This is a genomic window from Bordetella sp. 02P26C-1 (genome assembly GCF_009763255.1).
Taxonomy (GTDB): Bacteria; Pseudomonadota; Gammaproteobacteria; order Burkholderiales; family Burkholderiaceae_B; genus Bordetella_A.
In genome coordinates this window covers 208578-226788 of record NZ_WSJB01000010.1, presented here as the reverse complement: position 1 = coordinate 226788, position 18211 = coordinate 208578, and the positions used below count along the sequence as shown (strand labels likewise).

At 61.8% G+C, this 18211-nt stretch carries 14 protein-coding genes; 8 read left to right on the top strand and 6 right to left on the bottom strand.

Going from position 1 to position 18211, the window contains the following annotated elements; translation table 11 throughout:
- Positions 1–151: 151 nt before the first annotated feature.
- Together GOQ28_RS06750 and GOQ28_RS06745 are read left to right on the top strand one after the other, a co-directional pair.
- Positions 152–1120, top strand: coding sequence for a FecCD family ABC transporter permease (locus GOQ28_RS06750; RefSeq protein ID WP_160355948.1), 969 nt, complete (start codon positions 152–154; stop codon positions 1118–1120).
- Positions 1120–1977 (top strand): heme ABC transporter ATP-binding protein, encoded by an 858-nt coding sequence (locus GOQ28_RS06745; RefSeq protein WP_160355900.1) that lies wholly within the window; start codon positions 1120–1122, stop codon positions 1975–1977. The genes GOQ28_RS06750 and GOQ28_RS06745 overlap by 1 nt, the downstream gene beginning before the upstream one ends.
- Here the strand turns inward: GOQ28_RS06745 and rodA are convergent.
- The 5 genes from rodA to GOQ28_RS06720 all read right to left on the bottom strand — a co-directional run bounded on the left by rodA (position 1974) and on the right by GOQ28_RS06720 (position 7911).
- Complete coding sequence (gene rodA / locus GOQ28_RS06740; RefSeq protein ID WP_160355899.1) at positions 1974–3110, bottom strand: rod shape-determining protein RodA; 1137 nt, start codon at positions 3108–3110, stop codon at positions 1974–1976. The genes GOQ28_RS06745 and rodA overlap by 4 nt on opposite strands.
- Positions 3107–5323 carry a penicillin-binding protein 2 gene (gene mrdA / locus GOQ28_RS06735; RefSeq protein ID WP_160355898.1) on the bottom strand — a complete coding sequence of 739 codons (2217 nt, stop codon included), beginning with the start codon at positions 5321–5323 and terminating at the stop codon, positions 3107–3109. The genes rodA and mrdA overlap by 4 nt, the downstream gene beginning before the upstream one ends.
- A 23-nt stretch (positions 5324–5346) precedes the next feature.
- Entirely contained in the window at positions 5347–5916 is a 570-nt protein-coding gene (mreD, locus tag GOQ28_RS06730) for a rod shape-determining protein MreD (protein ID WP_336603750.1), read from the bottom strand.
- Positions 5903–6787, bottom strand: coding sequence for a rod shape-determining protein MreC (mreC, locus tag GOQ28_RS06725; RefSeq protein WP_160355896.1), 885 nt, complete (start codon positions 6785–6787; stop codon positions 5903–5905). The genes mreD and mreC overlap by 14 nt, the downstream gene beginning before the upstream one ends.
- Before the next feature lie 80 nt (positions 6788–6867).
- Positions 6868–7911 carry a rod shape-determining protein gene (locus tag GOQ28_RS06720; protein ID WP_160348918.1) on the bottom strand — a complete coding sequence of 348 codons (1044 nt, stop codon included), beginning with the start codon at positions 7909–7911 and terminating at the stop codon, positions 6868–6870.
- A 224-nt stretch (positions 7912–8135) separates the two neighbouring features.
- Here GOQ28_RS06720 and gatC point away from each other — a divergent pair, with 224 nt between their 5' ends.
- From gatC to gatB, 3 genes are read left to right on the top strand one after another with little or no spacing between them, the layout of a single operon-like run.
- Complete coding sequence (gene gatC, locus GOQ28_RS06715) at positions 8136–8444, top strand: Asp-tRNA(Asn)/Glu-tRNA(Gln) amidotransferase subunit GatC (RefSeq protein WP_160355895.1); 309 nt, start codon at positions 8136–8138, stop codon at positions 8442–8444.
- 3 nt (positions 8445–8447) lie between these two features.
- Complete coding sequence (gene gatA / locus GOQ28_RS06710) at positions 8448–9992, top strand: Asp-tRNA(Asn)/Glu-tRNA(Gln) amidotransferase subunit GatA (RefSeq protein WP_160355894.1); 1545 nt, start codon at positions 8448–8450, stop codon at positions 9990–9992.
- The gene (gene gatB / locus GOQ28_RS06705) at positions 9989–11446 is read left to right on the top strand and encodes an Asp-tRNA(Asn)/Glu-tRNA(Gln) amidotransferase subunit GatB (protein WP_160348921.1); all 1458 of its coding nucleotides are present in this window, start codon (positions 9989–9991) and stop codon (positions 11444–11446) included. The genes gatA and gatB overlap by 4 nt, the downstream gene beginning before the upstream one ends.
- 151 nt (positions 11447–11597) lie before the next feature.
- Here gatB and pyrE read toward each other — a convergent pair whose 3' ends face one another.
- A complete protein-coding gene (gene pyrE, locus GOQ28_RS06700) occupies positions 11598–12263 on the bottom strand; it encodes an orotate phosphoribosyltransferase (RefSeq protein WP_160348922.1) in 666 nt (221 codons plus the stop codon).
- Between the two features lie 222 nt (positions 12264–12485).
- Between pyrE and GOQ28_RS06695 the strand changes: the two genes are divergently transcribed.
- The 3 genes from GOQ28_RS06695 (at position 12486) to GOQ28_RS06685 (ending at position 18052) form a co-directional block, all read left to right on the top strand.
- Positions 12486–13274 (top strand): exodeoxyribonuclease III, encoded by a 789-nt coding sequence (locus GOQ28_RS06695; RefSeq protein ID WP_160348923.1) that lies wholly within the window; start codon positions 12486–12488, stop codon positions 13272–13274.
- Positions 13275–13686: 412 nt separating this feature from the next.
- Positions 13687–15030: an NADP-specific glutamate dehydrogenase gene (gene gdhA, locus GOQ28_RS06690; protein WP_160355893.1), complete on the top strand. Its 1344-nt coding sequence runs from the start codon at positions 13687–13689 to the stop codon at positions 15028–15030.
- Between the two features lie 751 nt (positions 15031–15781).
- Positions 15782–18052, top strand: coding sequence for a hypothetical protein (locus tag GOQ28_RS06685; protein ID WP_160355892.1), 2271 nt, complete (start codon positions 15782–15784; stop codon positions 18050–18052).
- Positions 18053–18211: the final 159 nt, after the last annotated feature.

Sequence of the window (18211 nt, the reverse complement as noted above, 5' to 3'; positions counted from 1 at the left end):
GCGATAGTAGCGCAGCACTCACGCCAGCCCCCACAGCGCTTGCCTTTAAAATGCCTAGTCCCGGTCATCAGGCCGCCGGAGACGCCCTGTGCCGCTTTCCCATTCTGTTCGCCCCCTCCCGTCCACCGCAACGCCTCGCCGGCCTGCGCTGCTGATTGTGCTGGGTATCGCCCTTCTGCTCGTCGGTCTGCTTGCCGCCTCTCGAGGCGCCGTCGATATTCCGGTCAGCGACGCTGTACACATCCTGATATTCGGTGCGGCCAATGACACGCAATCGCTATGGCGCGACATCCTGTTGGAAATTCGCCTGCCGCGCGTGCTGTTCGCCATCGTCGCGGGCGCGGGATTATCGATCGCTGGGGCGACCATGCAGGCCCTGTTTCGCAATCCCCTCGTGGAACCGGGGCTGATCGGGATCTCAGCGGGAGGTGCGCTAGGCGCCGTCGCGGCCATTGTGTTGACGGCCGGCGGCCTCGCCGTCACGGCACCGGCGGCGTTCGTGGGTAGTCTGCTCGCCACCGCGGCCGCTTATGCCGTCGGCAGACATATGGCCGGCGTCGCGGGCATCCTATTGGCCGGTATTGCGATCAACACGATCGCCAGCAGCCTGATCGGCGTTCTCATTTATCTCGCCTCGGATGCGCAGTTGCGCAACCTGACTTTCTGGAATCTGGGCAGTCTGGCCGGTGCTTCCTGGCCCATGCTCGCCGTGCTCGCTCCCTGGACCCTGCTTTGCTCGCTCTGGCTGTTGCGCCAATGGCGGGTCTTGAACGCACTGTTATTGGGTGAACGCGAGGCGCACCACATAGGCTTTGATATGGTCAGCGTGCGTCGCAAGCTCGTCGTCGTGACGGCGCTCATCATCGGACCGCTGGTCGCGGCGACGGGCGGGATCGCCTTTATCGGCCTGATCGTGCCGCATCTGGTGCGGCTATTGATGGGCCCCGATCACCGCTGGCTGCTCACAGGCTCCATGCTGCTGGGGGCCTTGGTACTCACCGTGGCGGATTGGGCGGCTCGCGTCGCGGTCGTGCCCGCCGAGCTGCCGATAGGCTTGGTGACTGGCCTCATCGGTGGTCCTTTCTTTCTTTGGCTCCTGACCCGAGCCCGGCGATTCTAATGGCCTTGCAAGCAAACAATCTGTGCGTATCGCGGGATGGCAAGCCCATCTTGCGCGACATCACGGTCACGCTCGTCCCCGGCCGGATGATCGGCCTCCTGGGTGCAAACGGCGCCGGCAAGTCCACGCTGCTCGCCGCCTTGGCGGGCGAGCTGACTCTGGACGCCGGCCACGTCGAATTGAACGGCACGCCGCTCGCCTCGCTTAGCGCGAAAGCGCAGGCGCGACAGCGCGCGGTACTGCCTCAGAACCCGGCCTTGAGCTTTGACCTTTGCGCCCACGAAGTCGTCAGCGCAGGCGCTTATCCCTTTCCTGAACTGGCTCCCGCTGCGGTCGAGCAACTGGTCCATGAAGCCATGACACTGGCGGGCGTCGCCGATCTGTATGGATCGCCTTACCTGAGCCTGTCCGCCGGCCAACAGCAGCGCGTGCAATTCGCGCGCGTGCTGGCCCAGATGCTCGTCATTCTGCCCGACACCAACACACAGACGGACGTGGGCCGCGCCGATGGCACGACCGACGCCGGTGCCGGTGCAGAAGCCGAATATCTACCACGCTACCTGCTGCTCGATGAGCCGATATCGGCCTTGGATCCACGCCATCAGATCGAGCTGCTACGCACCACATCTGAACTGACCGATCAACGCCACATCGGCGCATTGATTAGCCTGCACGATATCAATCTTGCCGCGCATTGGTGCGATGAACTCATTTTGCTAGGTGGTGGCACGATCATCGCGTACGGCACGCCTGCACAGGTCCTCACACCGGCGAACCTACGCAGCATCTACGACATCGATGCGGATGTACTGCGGCACCCGACGCAACCGGGACGCTTGCTCGTATTACCGCGCTAAGCCGGCTCGCCCCGATATCGCGAGATGCTCATCAAAATCCCGCAGGCGATACCCATCGTCAGCAACGCGGTACCACCGTAGCTCATAAAGGGCAGCGGCACGCCCACGACCGGCAAGATGCCTGTCACCATGCCGATATTCACGAAGACGTAGATAAACACCATCATCGACAACGCGCCGGCCATTAACCGGCCAAACTGCGTCGCCGCCCGCCTCGCGATCGTCAATCCCCGCGCAATGAAAAGCGCATACAACAGCAGCATCGCCACGCCGCCATACAGACCGAACTCCTCCGCATAGACCGCGAAAATAAAGTCCGTCGTACGTTCGGGAATAAAGTCCAGATGCGTCTGCGTGCCGCGCATATAGCCCTTGCCGTATAAGCCGCCCGAGCCCACCGCGATCATCGACTGAATCGTGTGAAAGCCCTTGCCTAAGGGGTCCGAGCTCGGGTTGAGCAGGGTGCAGACACGTTGTTTTTGATAGTCATGCAACACCACCCAGTCCACGGCGGGTTCGCACAATTGGTCTTCGTAATAGATCAACGTCCCTATGCCAATCACGCCGGCAATCACGATAGGCGTCAGCAGCTTGAACGACAAACCGGCGAAATAGATCACGCAAAACCCGGTGCCGAACACCAGCAGTGCCGTGCCGAGATCGGGCTGCAAGACGATCAATCCAAATGGCGCGGCCAACATCGCGGCGGCGACAAAGAAGTCCCGTATCCTCACCTCGCCGTCATGCCGCTGGAAATACCAGGCCAGCATCATCGGCACCGCGATCTTCATCATCTCCGAAGGCTGAATCCGGGTCACGCCCAGGTTCAGCCAGCGCGTGGCTCCCTTGCTGGTCTCGCCAAAAAACTCCACCCCTAGCAGCAACACCACACCGACGATGTAAAACGGCAAGGCCAGGCGCATCAACATGGGCGGCGGCACCAATGCCACTACCCACATGGCGCCGAATGCGATCAAAAAATTGCGCGATTGCTCGGCAAAGCGCCAATCGGTATTACCGACGGCCGAATGCATGATCGTCAGCCCCAGAGCGGCAAAGAGCAACAGGATGACCAGCAACGGCCAATCGAACGCGAGGAACACACGCGCCAGAATGGCGCCCAGACGTTTCATGGCTTGACCCTCGAGCCAGAAGACTCAAACAAGTCCGTCAGATCGGACAACGCGGGCGCCGTATACGGGCGTCGCGTCACGGTAGGCGCTTGGGGCGCGGGCGCGGGTTTCGGCGCGGGCCGTGGTCGCAAATTGGGCGGCGGCGTGTCCGAGCCGGGCACCAGGGGCGGCAGGGAGTCCTCCTCCGACAGCTCGCCCAGCACCACGCCGGGCGGCGGCTCCACGGGATCTTCCGGCCGCGTGGCGCCGGGCACGCGTTCGGGCACCATCATTTCTTCGTCTTCCGGCTCGGACGCGGGCTGGGTCGGCGGCACATTCAAAGGCGACACCCCCGACGGTGCGAGCACCGACGTCCCCGGCGTTTGCTCGTTGTGACGCAATAGCCAATAGTCGAACACGGTCCGCGCAATCGGCGCCGCGACGCTGGCGCCCCAGCCGGCGTTCTCCACCAGCAACGCCACCGCGATGCTGGGATTCTCGACCGGCGCAAAGCCCATGAAAAGCGCATGATCGCGCAAGCGCTCATCGATCTCGGCCGCCCGGTACTTTCCCCCACGCAGGCTGAACACCTGTGCCGTACCTGTCTTGCCGGCCGCCTGATACGGCGTATTGGCAAACGCCCGCCGCGCCGTCCCGCTGCGGACCACGCCAACCATCGCATTTTTGACGATATCCACGTTTTCCCGTTTTAAAGGAATCCGGTATTCGGGTGTAGACGGCGTGGGCGTGGTCTCGCCCGTATCGGCATTTCGGGTGGCATGCACGAGATGCGGCTTGCGATAGGCGCCGTAGTTCGCCAAGGTCGACGTCGCCTGCGCCAACTGCAGCAAGGTGAACGAGTTATAACCCTGCCCCACCGCGACCGAAATCGTTTCCCCCGCATACCACTGCTGTTGTTTCCGGTCTTTATAAGCGCGACGCTTCCAATCGGTAGAGGGCAGCACGCCCATACGCTCGCCATCCAGATCGATCCCCGTGATCTGACCGAAGCCGAACTGCTTGGCAAAGTCATGCAGCCGATTCACGCCGATCTCCGGACCCAGCGAATAAAAATACGTATCCGAAGACACCACAATCGCCTTGTGCATGTCCGTCATGCCATAGGCCGCGCCGCCCGCATTACGGAAGCGCTGGTTGCCGAACTCGTAATAACCAGGGTCGGAGAACCGCGTCTTGGCATCGCGTACGCCCAGCTCCAGCGCGGCCAGGGCAACAAAGGGCTTATACGTCGATCCGATGGGATAGGTGCCATAAAGCGGCCGGTTAATCAGCGGGTGATCCGGCGATTCGTTCAGCAGCCGCCAGTTCTCTACATCGATGCCGTCGATGAACAGATTCGGATCAAAGGCGGGCTTGGACACGAACGCCAGCACCTCGCCTGTATTTGGATCGATCGCCACCAGCGCGCCGCGGTGCTTGCCGAAAGCCTCTTCGGCCACACGCTGCAAGCCCAGGTCGATCGACAGCATCACATCCACACCGGGCTCGGGATCGATACGCTTTAACGTACGTATCGGTCTGCCGCTCGCGTTGACCTCGACTTCTTCGAACCCGGTCTTGCCATGCAGCGCGGTTTCCCAACTTTTCTCAATGCCCTTCTTGCCGATGACGTCCGTGCCGCGGTAATTGCCTAGCTCGCCGGCTTCCTCCAGCGCTTCGACATCGCTCTCCGAGATACGGCCGATGTAACCCACCACATGGCCTGCCGTCGCGCCTTGTGGATACTCCCGCACCCAGCGCGCGCGCAATTCCACGCCCGGGAATTCAAACGCATGCGCCGCAAACCACGATGCCTCGGTGTCGTTCAGGTTATTGCGCAGGATGATTTTGGCGTAACGCCCGGACTCTTTGACCCGGCGCTTGAACCGGCGTTGATCCCCAGGGCTGATGTAAACCACCGGGGTCAGCCGCTCCAGCATGGCATCAATGTCGCCGACCTGGCCGGGCACCACCTCCAACGTATAGGTCCGGTAGTTCCTGGCCATCACCACGCCATTGCGGTCCAGAATCTCGCCACGACGCGGCGGGATAGGCACCACCGCAATGCGGTTGCGATCGGCGCGCTCGGACAGGCCTTCGTAGCGATCCACCTGCAAATACCAGAACCGCCCAACCAGCACGCCAAAGCACACCAGCGCAAACAAACCGCCCACCCACGCGCGCAGCGCAAAGCGCTGCTTTTGCTGGATCGCGGTTTTCTTGAACTCAAACATGACGGGCCATCATCCCCGGGGCGCTAGACCGCGGAGGAGTCCACATCGTCGGCGCCCCGCTGCGGCAAATGCAGCACGAAGCCCAGCACCGGCCACATCGCCGTCATCAGCAGCACGCTAATGCCCCAATCCCAACCAGGCCAACTTCCGGCCAGCCAGGCCGTGACGATTTGCTGCACCAGTCTCGCCACGAAAAAAACGGGCAGCATATGGATGGCCTGCCTCAGCAAGTCAAAATGCACGAGCCGGCGGTGCAGGGCCACCGCGCCGTACGCCACCAAGGTGTACGACAGCGCATGTACGCCCAGCACGCTGACATCATGCACATCCATCAACAACCCAAAGCAGAACGCGGCCGTCAAACCGATGCGGCGCGGCTCGTGGACACACCAGAACGCAATCACCATAAGCAGTACATCGGGCGCGCCTTCCCAAACCCGCCAGGGCAGCATCGACACCAGCCACGCGACCAGTACCGTGCCCCATACGACAAACACACTCGCCGAGCTCGCCAGATGTTCCGGCGGCACATTGCGGGGCGTACCGATTCGCCGAGGCGCTCGCGATACAGATGAATAGTTATTGCGATCCACCGGACTCGGCCTCCTTAAGCTCGGATCCAGCACGAGCGACATCCACCTGCAGCACGAGGAAATGGCGATGCCGTTCGGGGTGGGCGAGCGGTTCGCACACCGCGCGCGCGAAGCCCGAGGCGGTATCGCGCTCGACCGTCAGCACCTTGGCGACCGGCAAACCGGCGGGGAACAATCCGCCCACGCCGCTGGTTACGATGGTATCGCCTTCCTGGATATCCGCGTTCGCCGCGAGGTAACGCACCTCCATCCGGCCGGGCGTGTTCGACCCGAATGCGATCAGCCGCAAGCCATTGCGCAGCACCTGTACGGGGACAGACACTCTTTCGTCCGTCACCAGCGCCGCCTCGGACGCTTGCGGCGTCACGCGCACAATCTGGCCGACCACGCCGCCCTCATCGATCACGGGCATGCCCGCGGCCAGGCCGTCTCGACTGCCTTTGTTAAATACCAGGCGTTGTTGGAAACTGTCGGCCGGCTCATAGAGGACCTCGACCACCACCGTGGCTTGATCCACCGTGTCGGTCACGCCCAGCAACCGCCGAAGCTGCGCGTTCTCCGCCGCCAGCTGCGCGGCGTGCGTGGTGACTTGCGACAATTCGATCCGCTGCCGCTGCAGCGCCTCATTCTCGGCGCGATTATTGTTGGCCGCGTCGACCCATTCGGTGAATTGCCGCGTCAGATCGCGCGGCGCCATCACCGTGCGTTGAAAGGGGTACAGACCGATAGAGATGACACGGCGCACCGGCTCGAGCAAATGGAATTGCGCGTCGAGCACCAGCAGGATGACCGACAAGGTAACCAGGGCGGCCAGCCTGATTTCTACCGGCGGCCCACGCCTGAACAGCGGTGGAGACCCTTGTCGTTGCATGAAAACCCAGGTTCGGCGTCAGTCGGGATCGATCACGCCGGGCGTCGCCCTCTGCGTGACGCCCCGCTGACCACACAGACTTATTCGTTGATGAAAATCGCGCCGAGTTTTTCCAGATGCTCGAGCGCTTCGCCGCAGCCGCGCACCACGCAGGTCAAGGGATCATCGGCCACCACCACGGGCAGACCGGTTTCCTCCTGGAGCAGCCGATCCAGATCGCGCAGCAAGGCGCCGCCACCGGTCAGGGCAATGCCCTTGTCGGTAATGTCGGCACCGAGTTCCGGCGGCGTCTGTTCCAGCGCAATCTTGACGGCGGACACGATCTGGTTGAGCGGATCGGTCAGCGACTCCAGGATTTCGTTGGACGACACCGTGAAGCTGCGCGGCACGCCTTCGGCCAAATTACGACCCTTGACCTCGATTTCGCGCACCTCGGAGCCGGGGAAGGCAGACCCGATTTCCTTCTTGATGTATTCGGCAGTGGGTTCGCCGATCAACATCCCGTAATTGCGGCGGATATAGGTCACGATGGCTTCGTCGAACTTGTCGCCGCCCACGCGCACCGAACCCTTGTACACCATGCCGCCCAGCGAGATCACGGCCACTTCGGTCGTACCGCCACCGATATCGACCACCATCGAGCCGCTGGCATCCGATACCGCCAGACCAGCGCCGATTGCCGCCGCCATCGGTTCTTCGATCAGATACACCTGCGAGGCGCCCGCGCCCAGAGCCGATTCGCGGATTGCCCGGCGCTCGACCTGGGTCGAACCGCAAGGCACGCACACGATGATGCGCGGACTCGGGGCCAGCATGTTGCGCGGGTGGACCATGCGGATGAACTGCTTGAGCATCTGCTCGGTCACCGTGAAGTCGGCGATCACGCCGTCCTTCATGGGCCGGATGGCCTCGATATTGCCGGGCACGCGGCCCAACATCTGTTTTGCTTCCTGACCGACGGCCTGGATGATTTTTTTGCCATTGGGTCCGCCTTCATGGCGGATAGCGACGACCGAAGGCTCGTCGAGCACGATGCCCTTGCCCCGGACGTAGATCAGCGTATTGGCGGTACCGAGGTCGATCGCCATATCGCTGGAGAAATAACTGCGCAGGAATCCGAACATGAGGGCTCAGCGAGATTCAGAAATAGTGCCGGGCCGCAGCGCGCAGGCCATATGCACCAGCCCGCCGCCAAGCTGCAGCGATTAAACCGTGAATGATAACTTATAATTTCCCTCTAAATAGCGCAAAAATAGTGGTATTACATGCTTTGTCATCTGGGCCGGGCTGCGCAAAACCCGTAGCCCGCTCCGTTGCGACTCCTTCGATTTCTCTCATATTCCCCTACATGGCGCTCAACGAACAAGACGTGGCCCGCATTGCCCGGCTGGCCAGAATTGAATTGACTCCCGACCAGCGCGCCCGCGCGCAGGACGAGCTCAATGGCATCCTCCATTTGATCGAACGCCTGCAGGCCGCCGATACCACCGGGGTCGAGCCGCTCGCGCATCCACTTTCGGCACACCAGGACATCAGCCTGCGTCTGCGACCGGACGCCGTGACCGAAATCGCCTCCGACGCCAAACGCGCCGAACTCCTGGCCAACGCCCCGGACGCGCAAGACGGCCTGTTCCTGGTCCCCAAGGTCATCGAATAAATCATGTCTACTTCCGCCTTGCACACCCAATTCGGCGGGATCGCCGAACTGCGCGCCGCGCTCGCCGAGCGCCAGGTCAGCGCCCGCGAGCTGGCTCAGAGCGCGCTGGCCGCGATTGACGCTGCCCGTGATCTGAACAGTTTCCTGCACGTGGACGAAGCGCTCACGCTGGCGCAAGCCGACGCGGCCGACGCGGCCCTGGCCGCCGGCACCGCCGGACCCCTGGCTGGCATCCCGATCGCCCACAAGGACGCCTTCGTCACCCGTGGCTGGCACACCACCGCCGGCAGCAAGATGCTCAAGGGCTACGCCAGCCCGTTCGACGCCACTGTCGTGCAGCGCCTGCACGCCGCCGGCGCCGTCTCGCTGGGCAAGCTCAATTGCGACGAATTCGCCATGGGCTCGGCCAATGAAAACTCCGCCTACGGCCCCGTGCGTAACCCCTGGGACGCCAATGCCGTCCCCGGCGGCTCCTCGGGCGGCTCGGCGGCCGCCGTCGCAGCGCGCCTGGTCGCCGCCGCCACAGGCACCGACACCGGCGGCTCCGTGCGCCAACCGGCTGCGCTCTGCGGCGTGAGCGGCATCAAGCCCACCTACGGCACCGTTTCGCGGTTCGGCATGGTGGCCTTTGGCTCCAGCCTGGACCAAGCCGGCCCGCTCGCGCCCAGCAGCCGTGACCTGCTCGAACTGCTCGACCCCATGAGCGGCTTCGATCCGGCTGACGCCACCAGTCTCGAGAGCTGCGACGGCGCGCCCAATGTCCCGGGCCGCATCCGCGCCGCCTTCGATTCGGCTCAGGCCGGCTACGACGCCTCGGGCAGCCAGCCGCTCAAAGGCCTGCGTATCGGTGTTCCGCAGGAATACTTCGGCGCGGGCCTCGCCCCGGATGTCGCCGCCGCCGTCGAAGCCGCCCTCGCGCAATTCGAAGCCCTCGGTGCCGAGCACGTATCGATTTCGCTGCCGCGCACCGAGCTGGCCATCCCGGCCTATTACGTCATCGCCCCCGCCGAGGCCTCCAGCAACCTCGCCCGCTATGACGGCGTGCGCTACGGCCACCGCGCGCAGGAATACGCCGACCTCAACGAAATGATTGCCCGTTCGCGTGCCGAAGGCTTTGGCGACGAGGTCAAGCGCCGCATCCTGATCGGCACCTATGTGCTGTCTCACGGCTACTACGACGCCTATTACCTGCAAGCGCAGCGCGTGCGTCGCCTGATCGCGCAGGACTTCCAGCGCGCCTTTGCCGACCATTGCGACGTCATCATGGGCCCGGTCGCCCCCACCGTGGCGAAAGATCTCGGCGAAAACCGCGACGATCCCACCGCCGACTGGCTTGCCGACGTCTACACGCTGGGCGTGAGCCTCGCCGGCCTGCCGGCCATGTCCGTCCCCTGCGGGTTTGGCGGCACCGGTCAGCGCCGTCCGGTCGGCCTGCAAATCATCGGCAACTATTTCGACGAAGGCCGCCTCCTGGCCATCGCCGACCGTTATCAACAAGTCACCGACTGGCACCGTCGCGTGCCCGGCCAGCAAGGCAGTGAGCAATGAACTGGGAAATCGTGATTGGCCTGGAAACGCACACGCAGCTTTCCACCGACGCCAAGATTTTTTCGGGCAGCAGCACGCGTTTTGGCGCCGCGCCCAACACGCAAGCCAACGTGGTCGACCTGGCCTTGCCGGGCAGCCTGCCCGTCATGAACCGCGGCGCCGCCGAACGTGCCATCCGTTTTGGCTTGGCCGTGGGCGCCACTATCGCGCCGCGCTCGGTCTTTGCGCGTAAAAACTATTTCTATCCCGATTTGCCCAAGGGCTACCAGATCAGCCAGTACGAGTTGCCCGTGGTTCAGGGCGGCTCGATCTCGTTCTTCGTCGGCGATGAGGAAAAAACCGTCAACCTGACGCGCGCGCACCTCGAAGAGGACGCCGGCAAGTCGCTACACGACGACTTCACGCTGGCCAACGGCAACCCCGCCAGCGGCATCGACCTGAACCGCGCCGGCACGCCTCTGCTGGAAATCGTCACGGAACCAGAGATGCGCTCGGCCGCGGAGGCCGTTGCCTACGCGCGTGCCCTGCACAGCCTGGTCGTCTGGCTCGGCATCTGCGACGGCAACATGCAAGAAGGCTCCTTCCGCTGTGACGCCAACGTCTCCGTGCGCCCGGTCGGTCAGAAGGAATTCGGCACCCGCACCGAAATCAAGAACGTCAACTCGTTCCGCTTCCTCGAACGCGCCATCTTGTTCGAGGCCCGGCGCCAGATCGAACTCATCGAAGACGGCGGCACGGTCGTACAGGAAACGCGTCTTTACGACGCCGACCGCGACGAGACCCGCAGCATGCGCAGCAAGGAAGACGCGCACGACTACCGCTACTTCCCCGATCCTGATCTGCCGCCGCTCATCATCTCGCCGGAATGGATCGAGCAAGTGCGTGCCGACATGCCCGAATTGCCCGCCGCCCTGCGTGAACGCTTTGTGCGCGACTATGGCTTGTCCGCCTATGACGCCGCCCAGCTGTCCGCCAGCCGCGACGTGGCGAACTACTTCGAAGCCGTCGCCCGGGCCCTGCCGGCCGGCCAGGCCAAACAGGCCGCCAACTGGGTCATGGGCGAAGTCACCGCCACGCTTAACCGCGAGGAAAAAGACATCGCCGACGCGCCGGTCCAGGCCCCTGCCCTGGCAGCCCTGATCGGCCGCATCCTTGACGGCACGATCTCCAACAAGATCGCCCGCGATGTCTTCGCCGCCATGTGGGCCGGCGAACAAGGCGGCAATCCGGACGCCATCATCGAAGCCCGAGGCCTCAAGCAAATCAGCGACACCGGCGCCATCGGCGCGATGATCGACGAGGTGCTTAACGCCAACCCTGCCATTGTCGCGGAATACCGCGCCGGCAAGCAGAAAGCCTTCAACTCGCTGGTGGGCCAGATCATGAAGGCCGCCAAGGGCAAGGCCAATCCGCAGCAGGTAAACGAACTGCTCAAGCAGAAACTTGACGCATAAATACCCTGAGCAATCAGGCAAAGAAAAGGGCCAGCAGAAGTGAACTGACCCCCGAAAGTTGGACTTTGATCCACCCTTCGGGGTCAGTTCAAAACGCTGGCCCTTTCTTCACATAGCGGCGCAGCGGGCATGAACCCGCGCCCTGCTGTTTTTAGAGAATGCCGTATTTCGCCCGGTACGCAGCCACCGCATCGCGATGGCTGGCGAACTCGTCGTCACCTTGCAGCAGCGTCATGATGTCGGCCAGCGAGGCGATACTCACGACCGGAATTCCATAGGTCTGCGCCACATCTTGCACCGCCGAATGCGGCGAGAGCGCATCATCGGCGCCCGCGCGCTCTTGCCGGTCCAGCGCGATCAGCACCGCCGCCGGCTGCGCGCCCGCGGCACGGATGATCTCCACCGACTCGCGCACCGAAGTACCCGCCGTGATCACATCATCGATGATCACAACCTTGCCCTGTAGCGGCGCACCGACGAGCGTGCCGCCCTCGCCGTGATCCTTGGCTTCCTTGCGATTGAACGCAAACGGCACATCGCGCCCCTGCATCCCGGCATGCCCGGCCAGCGCCACCGCAGTCGCCGTCGCCAGCGGAATGCCCTTATACGCGGGCCCAAAGAGCATGTCGAACTCCACGCCCGAGTCCAACAAGGCCTGCGCGTAAAACTGCGCGAGCTTCCCTACCGAGGCGCCGCTATTGAACAGCCCGGCGTTGAAAAAGTACGGGCTGATACGGCCGGACTTGACCTTGAAACTGCCAAAGCGCAGCACGCCTTCATCAAGCGCAAAACGGACAAAGTCGGTAGAGGTAGCCATAAAAAAGGGATTCCAAATTAATGATCAAATTAGCAGCAGCATCCCGCGCCTAACCGACAGACGGATAAACGGAATCTGCCTACGCCGCAGCCATCGCTGCCGCGTCGCGCATTTTAACTCCCGCGCCTTGTTGGCCGCTTCCGTCATTCGCCGCGCATGCCCAGTCGGTTAAAGTCCTGCCTTCAGCCCTCGCCGACTCACCGCTATACAGGAGTTCTCGTCGTGTTACGCATTACCTCGCTCAATCTCAACGGCATCCGATCCGCGTTCCGTAAAGGCCTGCAGCCGTGGATGCAGACCCACGCCGCCGACATCCTGTGCTTGCAGGAAATCAAGATTGCCGAAGCGGACTTGACCGACGACCTGCGCAACCCGCCCGGCTACACGGGCCATTTCTTCCATGCGGCCAAAAAAGGCTATAGCGGCGTAGGCATCTACCTGCGCAACGCCGCCGAGCGCGTGACCATCGGCTTTGACTGCGAAGAATTCGATGCCGAGGGCCGCATCATCCGTGCCGACTGGAAAAACCTGTCCGTCATCAGCGCCTACCTGCCTTCCGGCTCCAGCGGCGATGAACGCCAACAGGCGAAATACCGATTTCTCGCCCAGTTCGGCGACTGGCTCGACGGCCTCATGGACGAACACAAAAAGACCGGCCGGGAATTCGTCATCTGCGGCGACTGGAACATCGCGCACAAGGAAATCGACCTGAAAAACTGGAAGGGCAATATGAAGAACTCCGGTTTCTTGCCCGAAGAGCGCGCCTGGCTCACCGAAGTGTTCGACCGTCGCGGCTTTGTCGACGTGTTTCGTCGTATCGACGAACGCCCGGAGCAATACACGTGGTGGAGCAACCGCGGCCAAGCCTGGGCCAAGAACGTCGGGTGGCGGATTGACTACCAAATCGCGACTCCCGGCATCGCGGCACGCGCGCGCCATGCCGCAATCTACAAAGACGAACGATTCAGCGATCATGCGCCACTGACCGTCGACTACGACGCGTCGTTGTAGATTAAGGCCCGGGAACAATACGCAAATTTATTGGGGACACATAGGTCGCTGAACGAAATTGTATCAGCGTCAACTGCGGTCTAACCTCATCATTTGCCTGAGAAACGTGAACGGTTAAGGAAACACATATTAATAGGGACAGAACATTTTCTAGAGACAGTGATTGATAGAAAATCCGAAGAGGCCGGCCTCCCAGATACGCATAACGCCTCCTTCCCTACAAACTGTCCCTAATTTATCCTCGCTGTAACTCCAGTATTCACGCGGGTTTTCAAGGCTACATCGCTTTGCGTGCGCTTTGGGATGCTCCTACAATTGCGCACCGTGACAGTGCCTGATGCACTGATTTGGTTCAGAAACGCACCACATCCGGGCAGCCTTGCACCGGTTTGCGGCCCCCAGGAGATTCCCTTTGAAACTGCAGAGTCTTGACGACTTCTTGCGTCAGGTCGCTGTGCGCGACCCCCATCAGCCCGAATTCATGCAAGCGGTCCACGAAGTGATGTCCAGCTTGTGGCCGTTTATCCAACAGCATCCGCAGTACGCCGAGCAGGCTCTCCTGGAACGACTGGTCGAACCCGAGCGCGTCATCCAGTTCCGCATTTGCTGGACCGACGATCAGGGCAAGCCTCACGTCAATCGCGGCTTCCGTGTGCAGCACAGCTCGGCCATCGGCCCCTACAAGGGCGGCATGCGCTTTCACCCGTCGGTCAACCTGTCGGTGCTGAAGTTCCTGGGCTTTGAGCAAACCCTCAAAAACGCCTTGACCACCCTGCCCATGGGCGGCGGCAAAGGCGGCTCGGACTTCGATCCGAAAGGCAAGTCCGACGCAGAAGTCATGCGTTTCTGCCAGGCCTTGATCCTGGAACTGCACCGTCACCTCGGCCCGGATACCGATGTCCCGGCCGGCGACATGGGCGTGGGCGCGCGCGAAGTCGGCTACATGGCCGGCATGATGAAAAAAATCTCCAACTCCGCCGCCAGCGTCTTCACCGGTAAAGGCCTGACCTTCGGCGGCAGCCTGATCCGCCCCGAAGCCACCGGTTACGGCACGGTCTATTTCGCGCAAGAAATGCTCAAACGCGTCGGTCTGTCCTTCGACGGTCTGCGCGTTTCGGTCTCCGGCTCGGGCAACGTCGCGCAATACGCCATCGAAAAAGCCATGCGCCTGGGCGCGCGCGTCGTCACGGTGTCCGACTCCGATGGCGTGGTCGTCGATGAAGCCGGCTTCACCGACGAAAAACTCGCCGCGCTGATGCGCGTGAAAAACGAGCAGCGCGGCCGTCTGGCCGAGTACGCTGGCCTCTTCAAGCTGACCTACGTTCCCGGCAAGCGTCCGTGGCATGTCCCCGTGGACGTGGCCCTGCCCTGCGCCACGCAAAACGAACTGGACATTGAAGACGCCCGCACACTCATCGCCAACGGCGTCAAATGCGTCGCCGAAGGCGCCAACATGCCCTCCACGCTTGAAGCCGCCAACGCCTTCATCGAAGCCGGCGTCCTCTACGCGCCGGGCAAGGCCAGCAACGCTGGCGGCGTGGCCGTGTCGGGTCTGGAAATGAGCCAGAACGCCAACCGTCTGTCGTGGACGCGCGAAGAAGTCGACCAACGTCTGCACGCCATCATGTGCGATATCCACGAAAATTGCGTGCGCCATGGTCAAGGCCGTGGCACCAGCGTCAACTATCTGGACGGCGCCAACATCGCCGGCTTCGTCAAAGTCGCCGACGCTATGTTGCAGCAGGGTCTGTACTAAGCCGCTGCCCGAGGCCCCATCGGCTTCCGAGCCCGCTACCTGCGTAGCGGGCTTTTTTTTGCCTGCTATTCGCGGCGTGAGGAGCGGTCACGCATTCAAGGCATTTTGGATTTTCATTTATCGCGTTATTCCCGGTCCGCCACTACATTTAGTCCTATAGCTGCGCTCTATCGGAACCCACAATCGCGCCTCGTTCCTCAATCAAAGAAGTAGCGATGCGGGCGCGACGGTGAAGCCATAAGCTTCATCACACGTTCACACATACCCCCCATTTCCATCCGCCATCAAGCTCGCTGCTTCCGATCTTGAGGCCAATTTGGCACGCAGCATCCAGCTCGCCTGCCAATTCATCATGGAAATTCTGTATGTCTCCTCTTCCCGACTCGCTTGCGCCGTCATGCCAGAGTGGCAGTCGTCCATGGCCCTGCGTTAACTGCTTCGTAGAAGCGGGTGGATCATTGCTCAACGCCTCTTGCCGTGCCAGCCCCTAGCAACCGCACACCTTGTTTGGTTCGGCAAACCCGAACCAACACGTTCGTAGCCTCTGGCTACGAACACCCAGCCGGCGAGGCGGTTGCGCCCATTCCGCAAGCGTCCTCGCCCTCCCATCCACGGCCGTCACCAACTTGATCCTAACGCTTTCTCTAAATGGATCTGCAGGCTCCGCGGACAGTGAACAGCCTGCTGGGCCTAGGTGCGGCGCGCGATCATTCCCATCCACGTTCTCTTGACCTTAACCAGGACACCAAACATGAGCGACATCTCCATACCGACCGTCGTCCCTCCCAGCCCTTATCCAATTAACGAAGCGCCGGGCAAAGGGGACCTACACACCGAGGCCCCCACAGCGAAACTGCTCGGCGAGATCAGACTGATCGAAGGCTACGAGGCCGACGCGCGACCCGAAACCGCCGGCGGCGCAGCCCAATCGGGCGACGACGTGCTCAACGCCTCCCGCGCAACGAACGGCACTGACACTCACCCGCAGACCTGGGACACCCCGGACGAATCGTCCTCCCTGCTGCGCAGCTTTATTATGCTCGACTCTCCGCCGGACACCTTCAATGACGGCTACCAACCCGTGCCGGGCGCCAAAGAGCACGCCAAGTCAGCCGATACAGAGGACATCGACGACTTTGAGGTGATGGACTACGACACTGCCAAAGTCGACCTTCCTCGCGCGACAGCATCGGCCAGTAACGCGCCTGCTCTCAATTCATTGAGCCGCGCACTTAACGCGGTCTGCGCAATGACCATCGGGACAACCCAACCCGAACCCAGCGAAACCCCTCGCACACACTTTAGCCAGCGTCTTGAACAGGCTAAAGGCGTCGCGATGGAAATACAGGACCAACTGGATCTGTTGCAGCAGCGCGTGGCCGCGCTCACCGACCAACCGGCAAAGGGCCCTGTCAGCGGCCGCATCGACAGGGCCCAGCTTTCGAGTTGGGACAAGTTTGATCTCTTGCATTGCCGTGTGCGTGGGGCGGCCACCGCACTGATGGACACGGCCGAAACATTGGGCTACGCCGGCGCAGTCGCGAGCGTGGGCACGCTTCTCGGTCCCATCGGCATGCTTGGCCTGGGCGGAGTCGCGACGGTCATGACAGTCAAAGGTGTGCGCAACACGTCGGAGAACGCGAACAAGGCCGCTGTAGATGCGCAAGTCCAGACCGCGACCAAGACGATCAACCATAAACGCGCCATGCTGACTGCCCTGCAGGCTCAGGAACAGCATCGTGCAGCGGTCAACACACGTCTGCAAGCCACGATGGACCTGCGAAGTCTCCATCGAACAGCGCTTGAGCGCGCCCTCGCGGAGGCCGAGGCGGCTCTGGCTAACCGTGTAGAGACACCAACGACTGACACGCTCAATAGTGCCGCGCAACTGACGCAAATGGCCAACCCCGTAGAAACCATCCCCGCTTCCGAATTGGAAAGGTCGGAAGCCGCGCGTAGCTCAACGAATCTGTTGAATCGCGTGTTCGAGACTTTATATCGAATGGTCGATACGCTTCTCCAAGAATTCAATGCCCTAAAAGACTACCTATACCCGCCTGCCCCCGTGAGCACCGCGCGTAGGTACGACCAGAAGGCTGAGCACGACGAGAAATCCTTCCGTACTAATCATAAGGCGATGCTCGAATACTTGTCGTTGGGCAAGGACGACAGTCGTATCAATGAGAACGCACCCTATATCGCTCATGAGAAGCTGGTTCGCGCGGGCGGGTCGCAAAAAATCCGCTTCGAGGACCTGCAGAAGGATATCCATGCGGGTGAAAACATCACGCACGCCGTCTTGACATCGCAATTGAACTTCGGTGCGATAGATTACACAGTGAGAGCCGGCGAACGTGAGCAGCGATATGCGGTGCCCAGCAACCTCACCACGGCACGATCGATCGCTCGTTACATTGAAGCCCTTGCCATCACTAACCAACAACTCCCCGAGGAGCAGAAATTCGCCTTAGTCTCGACTAAGGAGGACGGCTCTTATATCGTTGAGGATCCAAACGGCAAACTGTACAGTTTCCTCGCGAGTTCGGCCGCCGCTCGTCTTAATGCGCAAAGCAATGACGGACAGCCCACGGATGCCCTGAGCAAAAACGCCGGACGCATGACTATCACCGACTACAGCAGTTCGTTCCCCGGCGGCACGCAGACGATGGAATTCGAAATGCAAGTCGGCGAGGACGGCGCTTTGGCAGTGGCGATCCGCTTTGGCAAAGAGGACGCCAAAGCCCCGGTCAGACCTGACGCAGAGCAACTCGCGGATGCCGCCGTGCTGGCGAGAAAGAAATCCTTGAATCTGGTCCCCCACGAAGCCTCTGTGTCTGCCGCTTCTCCGCATGCCAAGAACTTCGCCACCATGTCGCCTGATGAGATCGTGAGCTATCGAGATCAGCTGCACAAAAAACTTAAGGATGAGTCCCGCCTGCTCGATGCCGAAAAGCGTCATGCCGAGGAGCTGTGCTACTGGGAAAACCCCGTCTTCGCCCGCGTCCTCGCGGCTCAAGCGTAATAGCACTTAACTCGTAGCCTTAGGCCCCGTCCATCGAGCCCACCTCGATCGACGGGGCTGCCGACACCGGTAGAAGCGCCGCGCGACGATGTCCTAGCGCATGACAGACCACACGATTGCCTAACCTCAGTTGTACTCAGCTCGCAGAACTATGCCTGC

Excerpts from the sequence above, each read along its gene's own strand:
- GOQ28_RS06745 (WP_160355900.1), top strand. The coding sequence starts at position 1,120 with ATGGCCTTGCAAGCAAACAATCTGTGCGTATCGCGGGATGGCAAGCCC.
- rodA (WP_160355899.1), bottom strand. The coding sequence starts at position 3,110 with ATGAAACGTCTGGGCGCCATTCTGGCGCGTGTGTTCCTCGCGTTCGAT.
- mrdA (WP_160355898.1), bottom strand. The coding sequence starts at position 5,323 with ATGTTTGAGTTCAAGAAAACCGCGATCCAGCAAAAGCAGCGCTTTGCG.
- mreC (WP_160355896.1), bottom strand. The coding sequence starts at position 6,787 with ATGCAACGACAAGGGTCTCCACCGCTGTTCAGGCGTGGGCCGCCGGTA.
- GOQ28_RS06720 (WP_160348918.1), bottom strand. The coding sequence starts at position 7,911 with ATGTTCGGATTCCTGCGCAGTTATTTCTCCAGCGATATGGCGATCGAC.
- gatC (WP_160355895.1), top strand. The coding sequence starts at position 8,136 with ATGGCGCTCAACGAACAAGACGTGGCCCGCATTGCCCGGCTGGCCAGA.
- gatA (WP_160355894.1), top strand. The coding sequence starts at position 8,448 with ATGTCTACTTCCGCCTTGCACACCCAATTCGGCGGGATCGCCGAACTG.
- gatB (WP_160348921.1), top strand. The coding sequence starts at position 9,989 with ATGAACTGGGAAATCGTGATTGGCCTGGAAACGCACACGCAGCTTTCC.
- pyrE (WP_160348922.1), bottom strand. The coding sequence starts at position 12,263 with ATGGCTACCTCTACCGACTTTGTCCGTTTTGCGCTTGATGAAGGCGTG.
- GOQ28_RS06685 (WP_160355892.1), top strand. The coding sequence starts at position 15,782 with ATGAGCGACATCTCCATACCGACCGTCGTCCCTCCCAGCCCTTATCCA.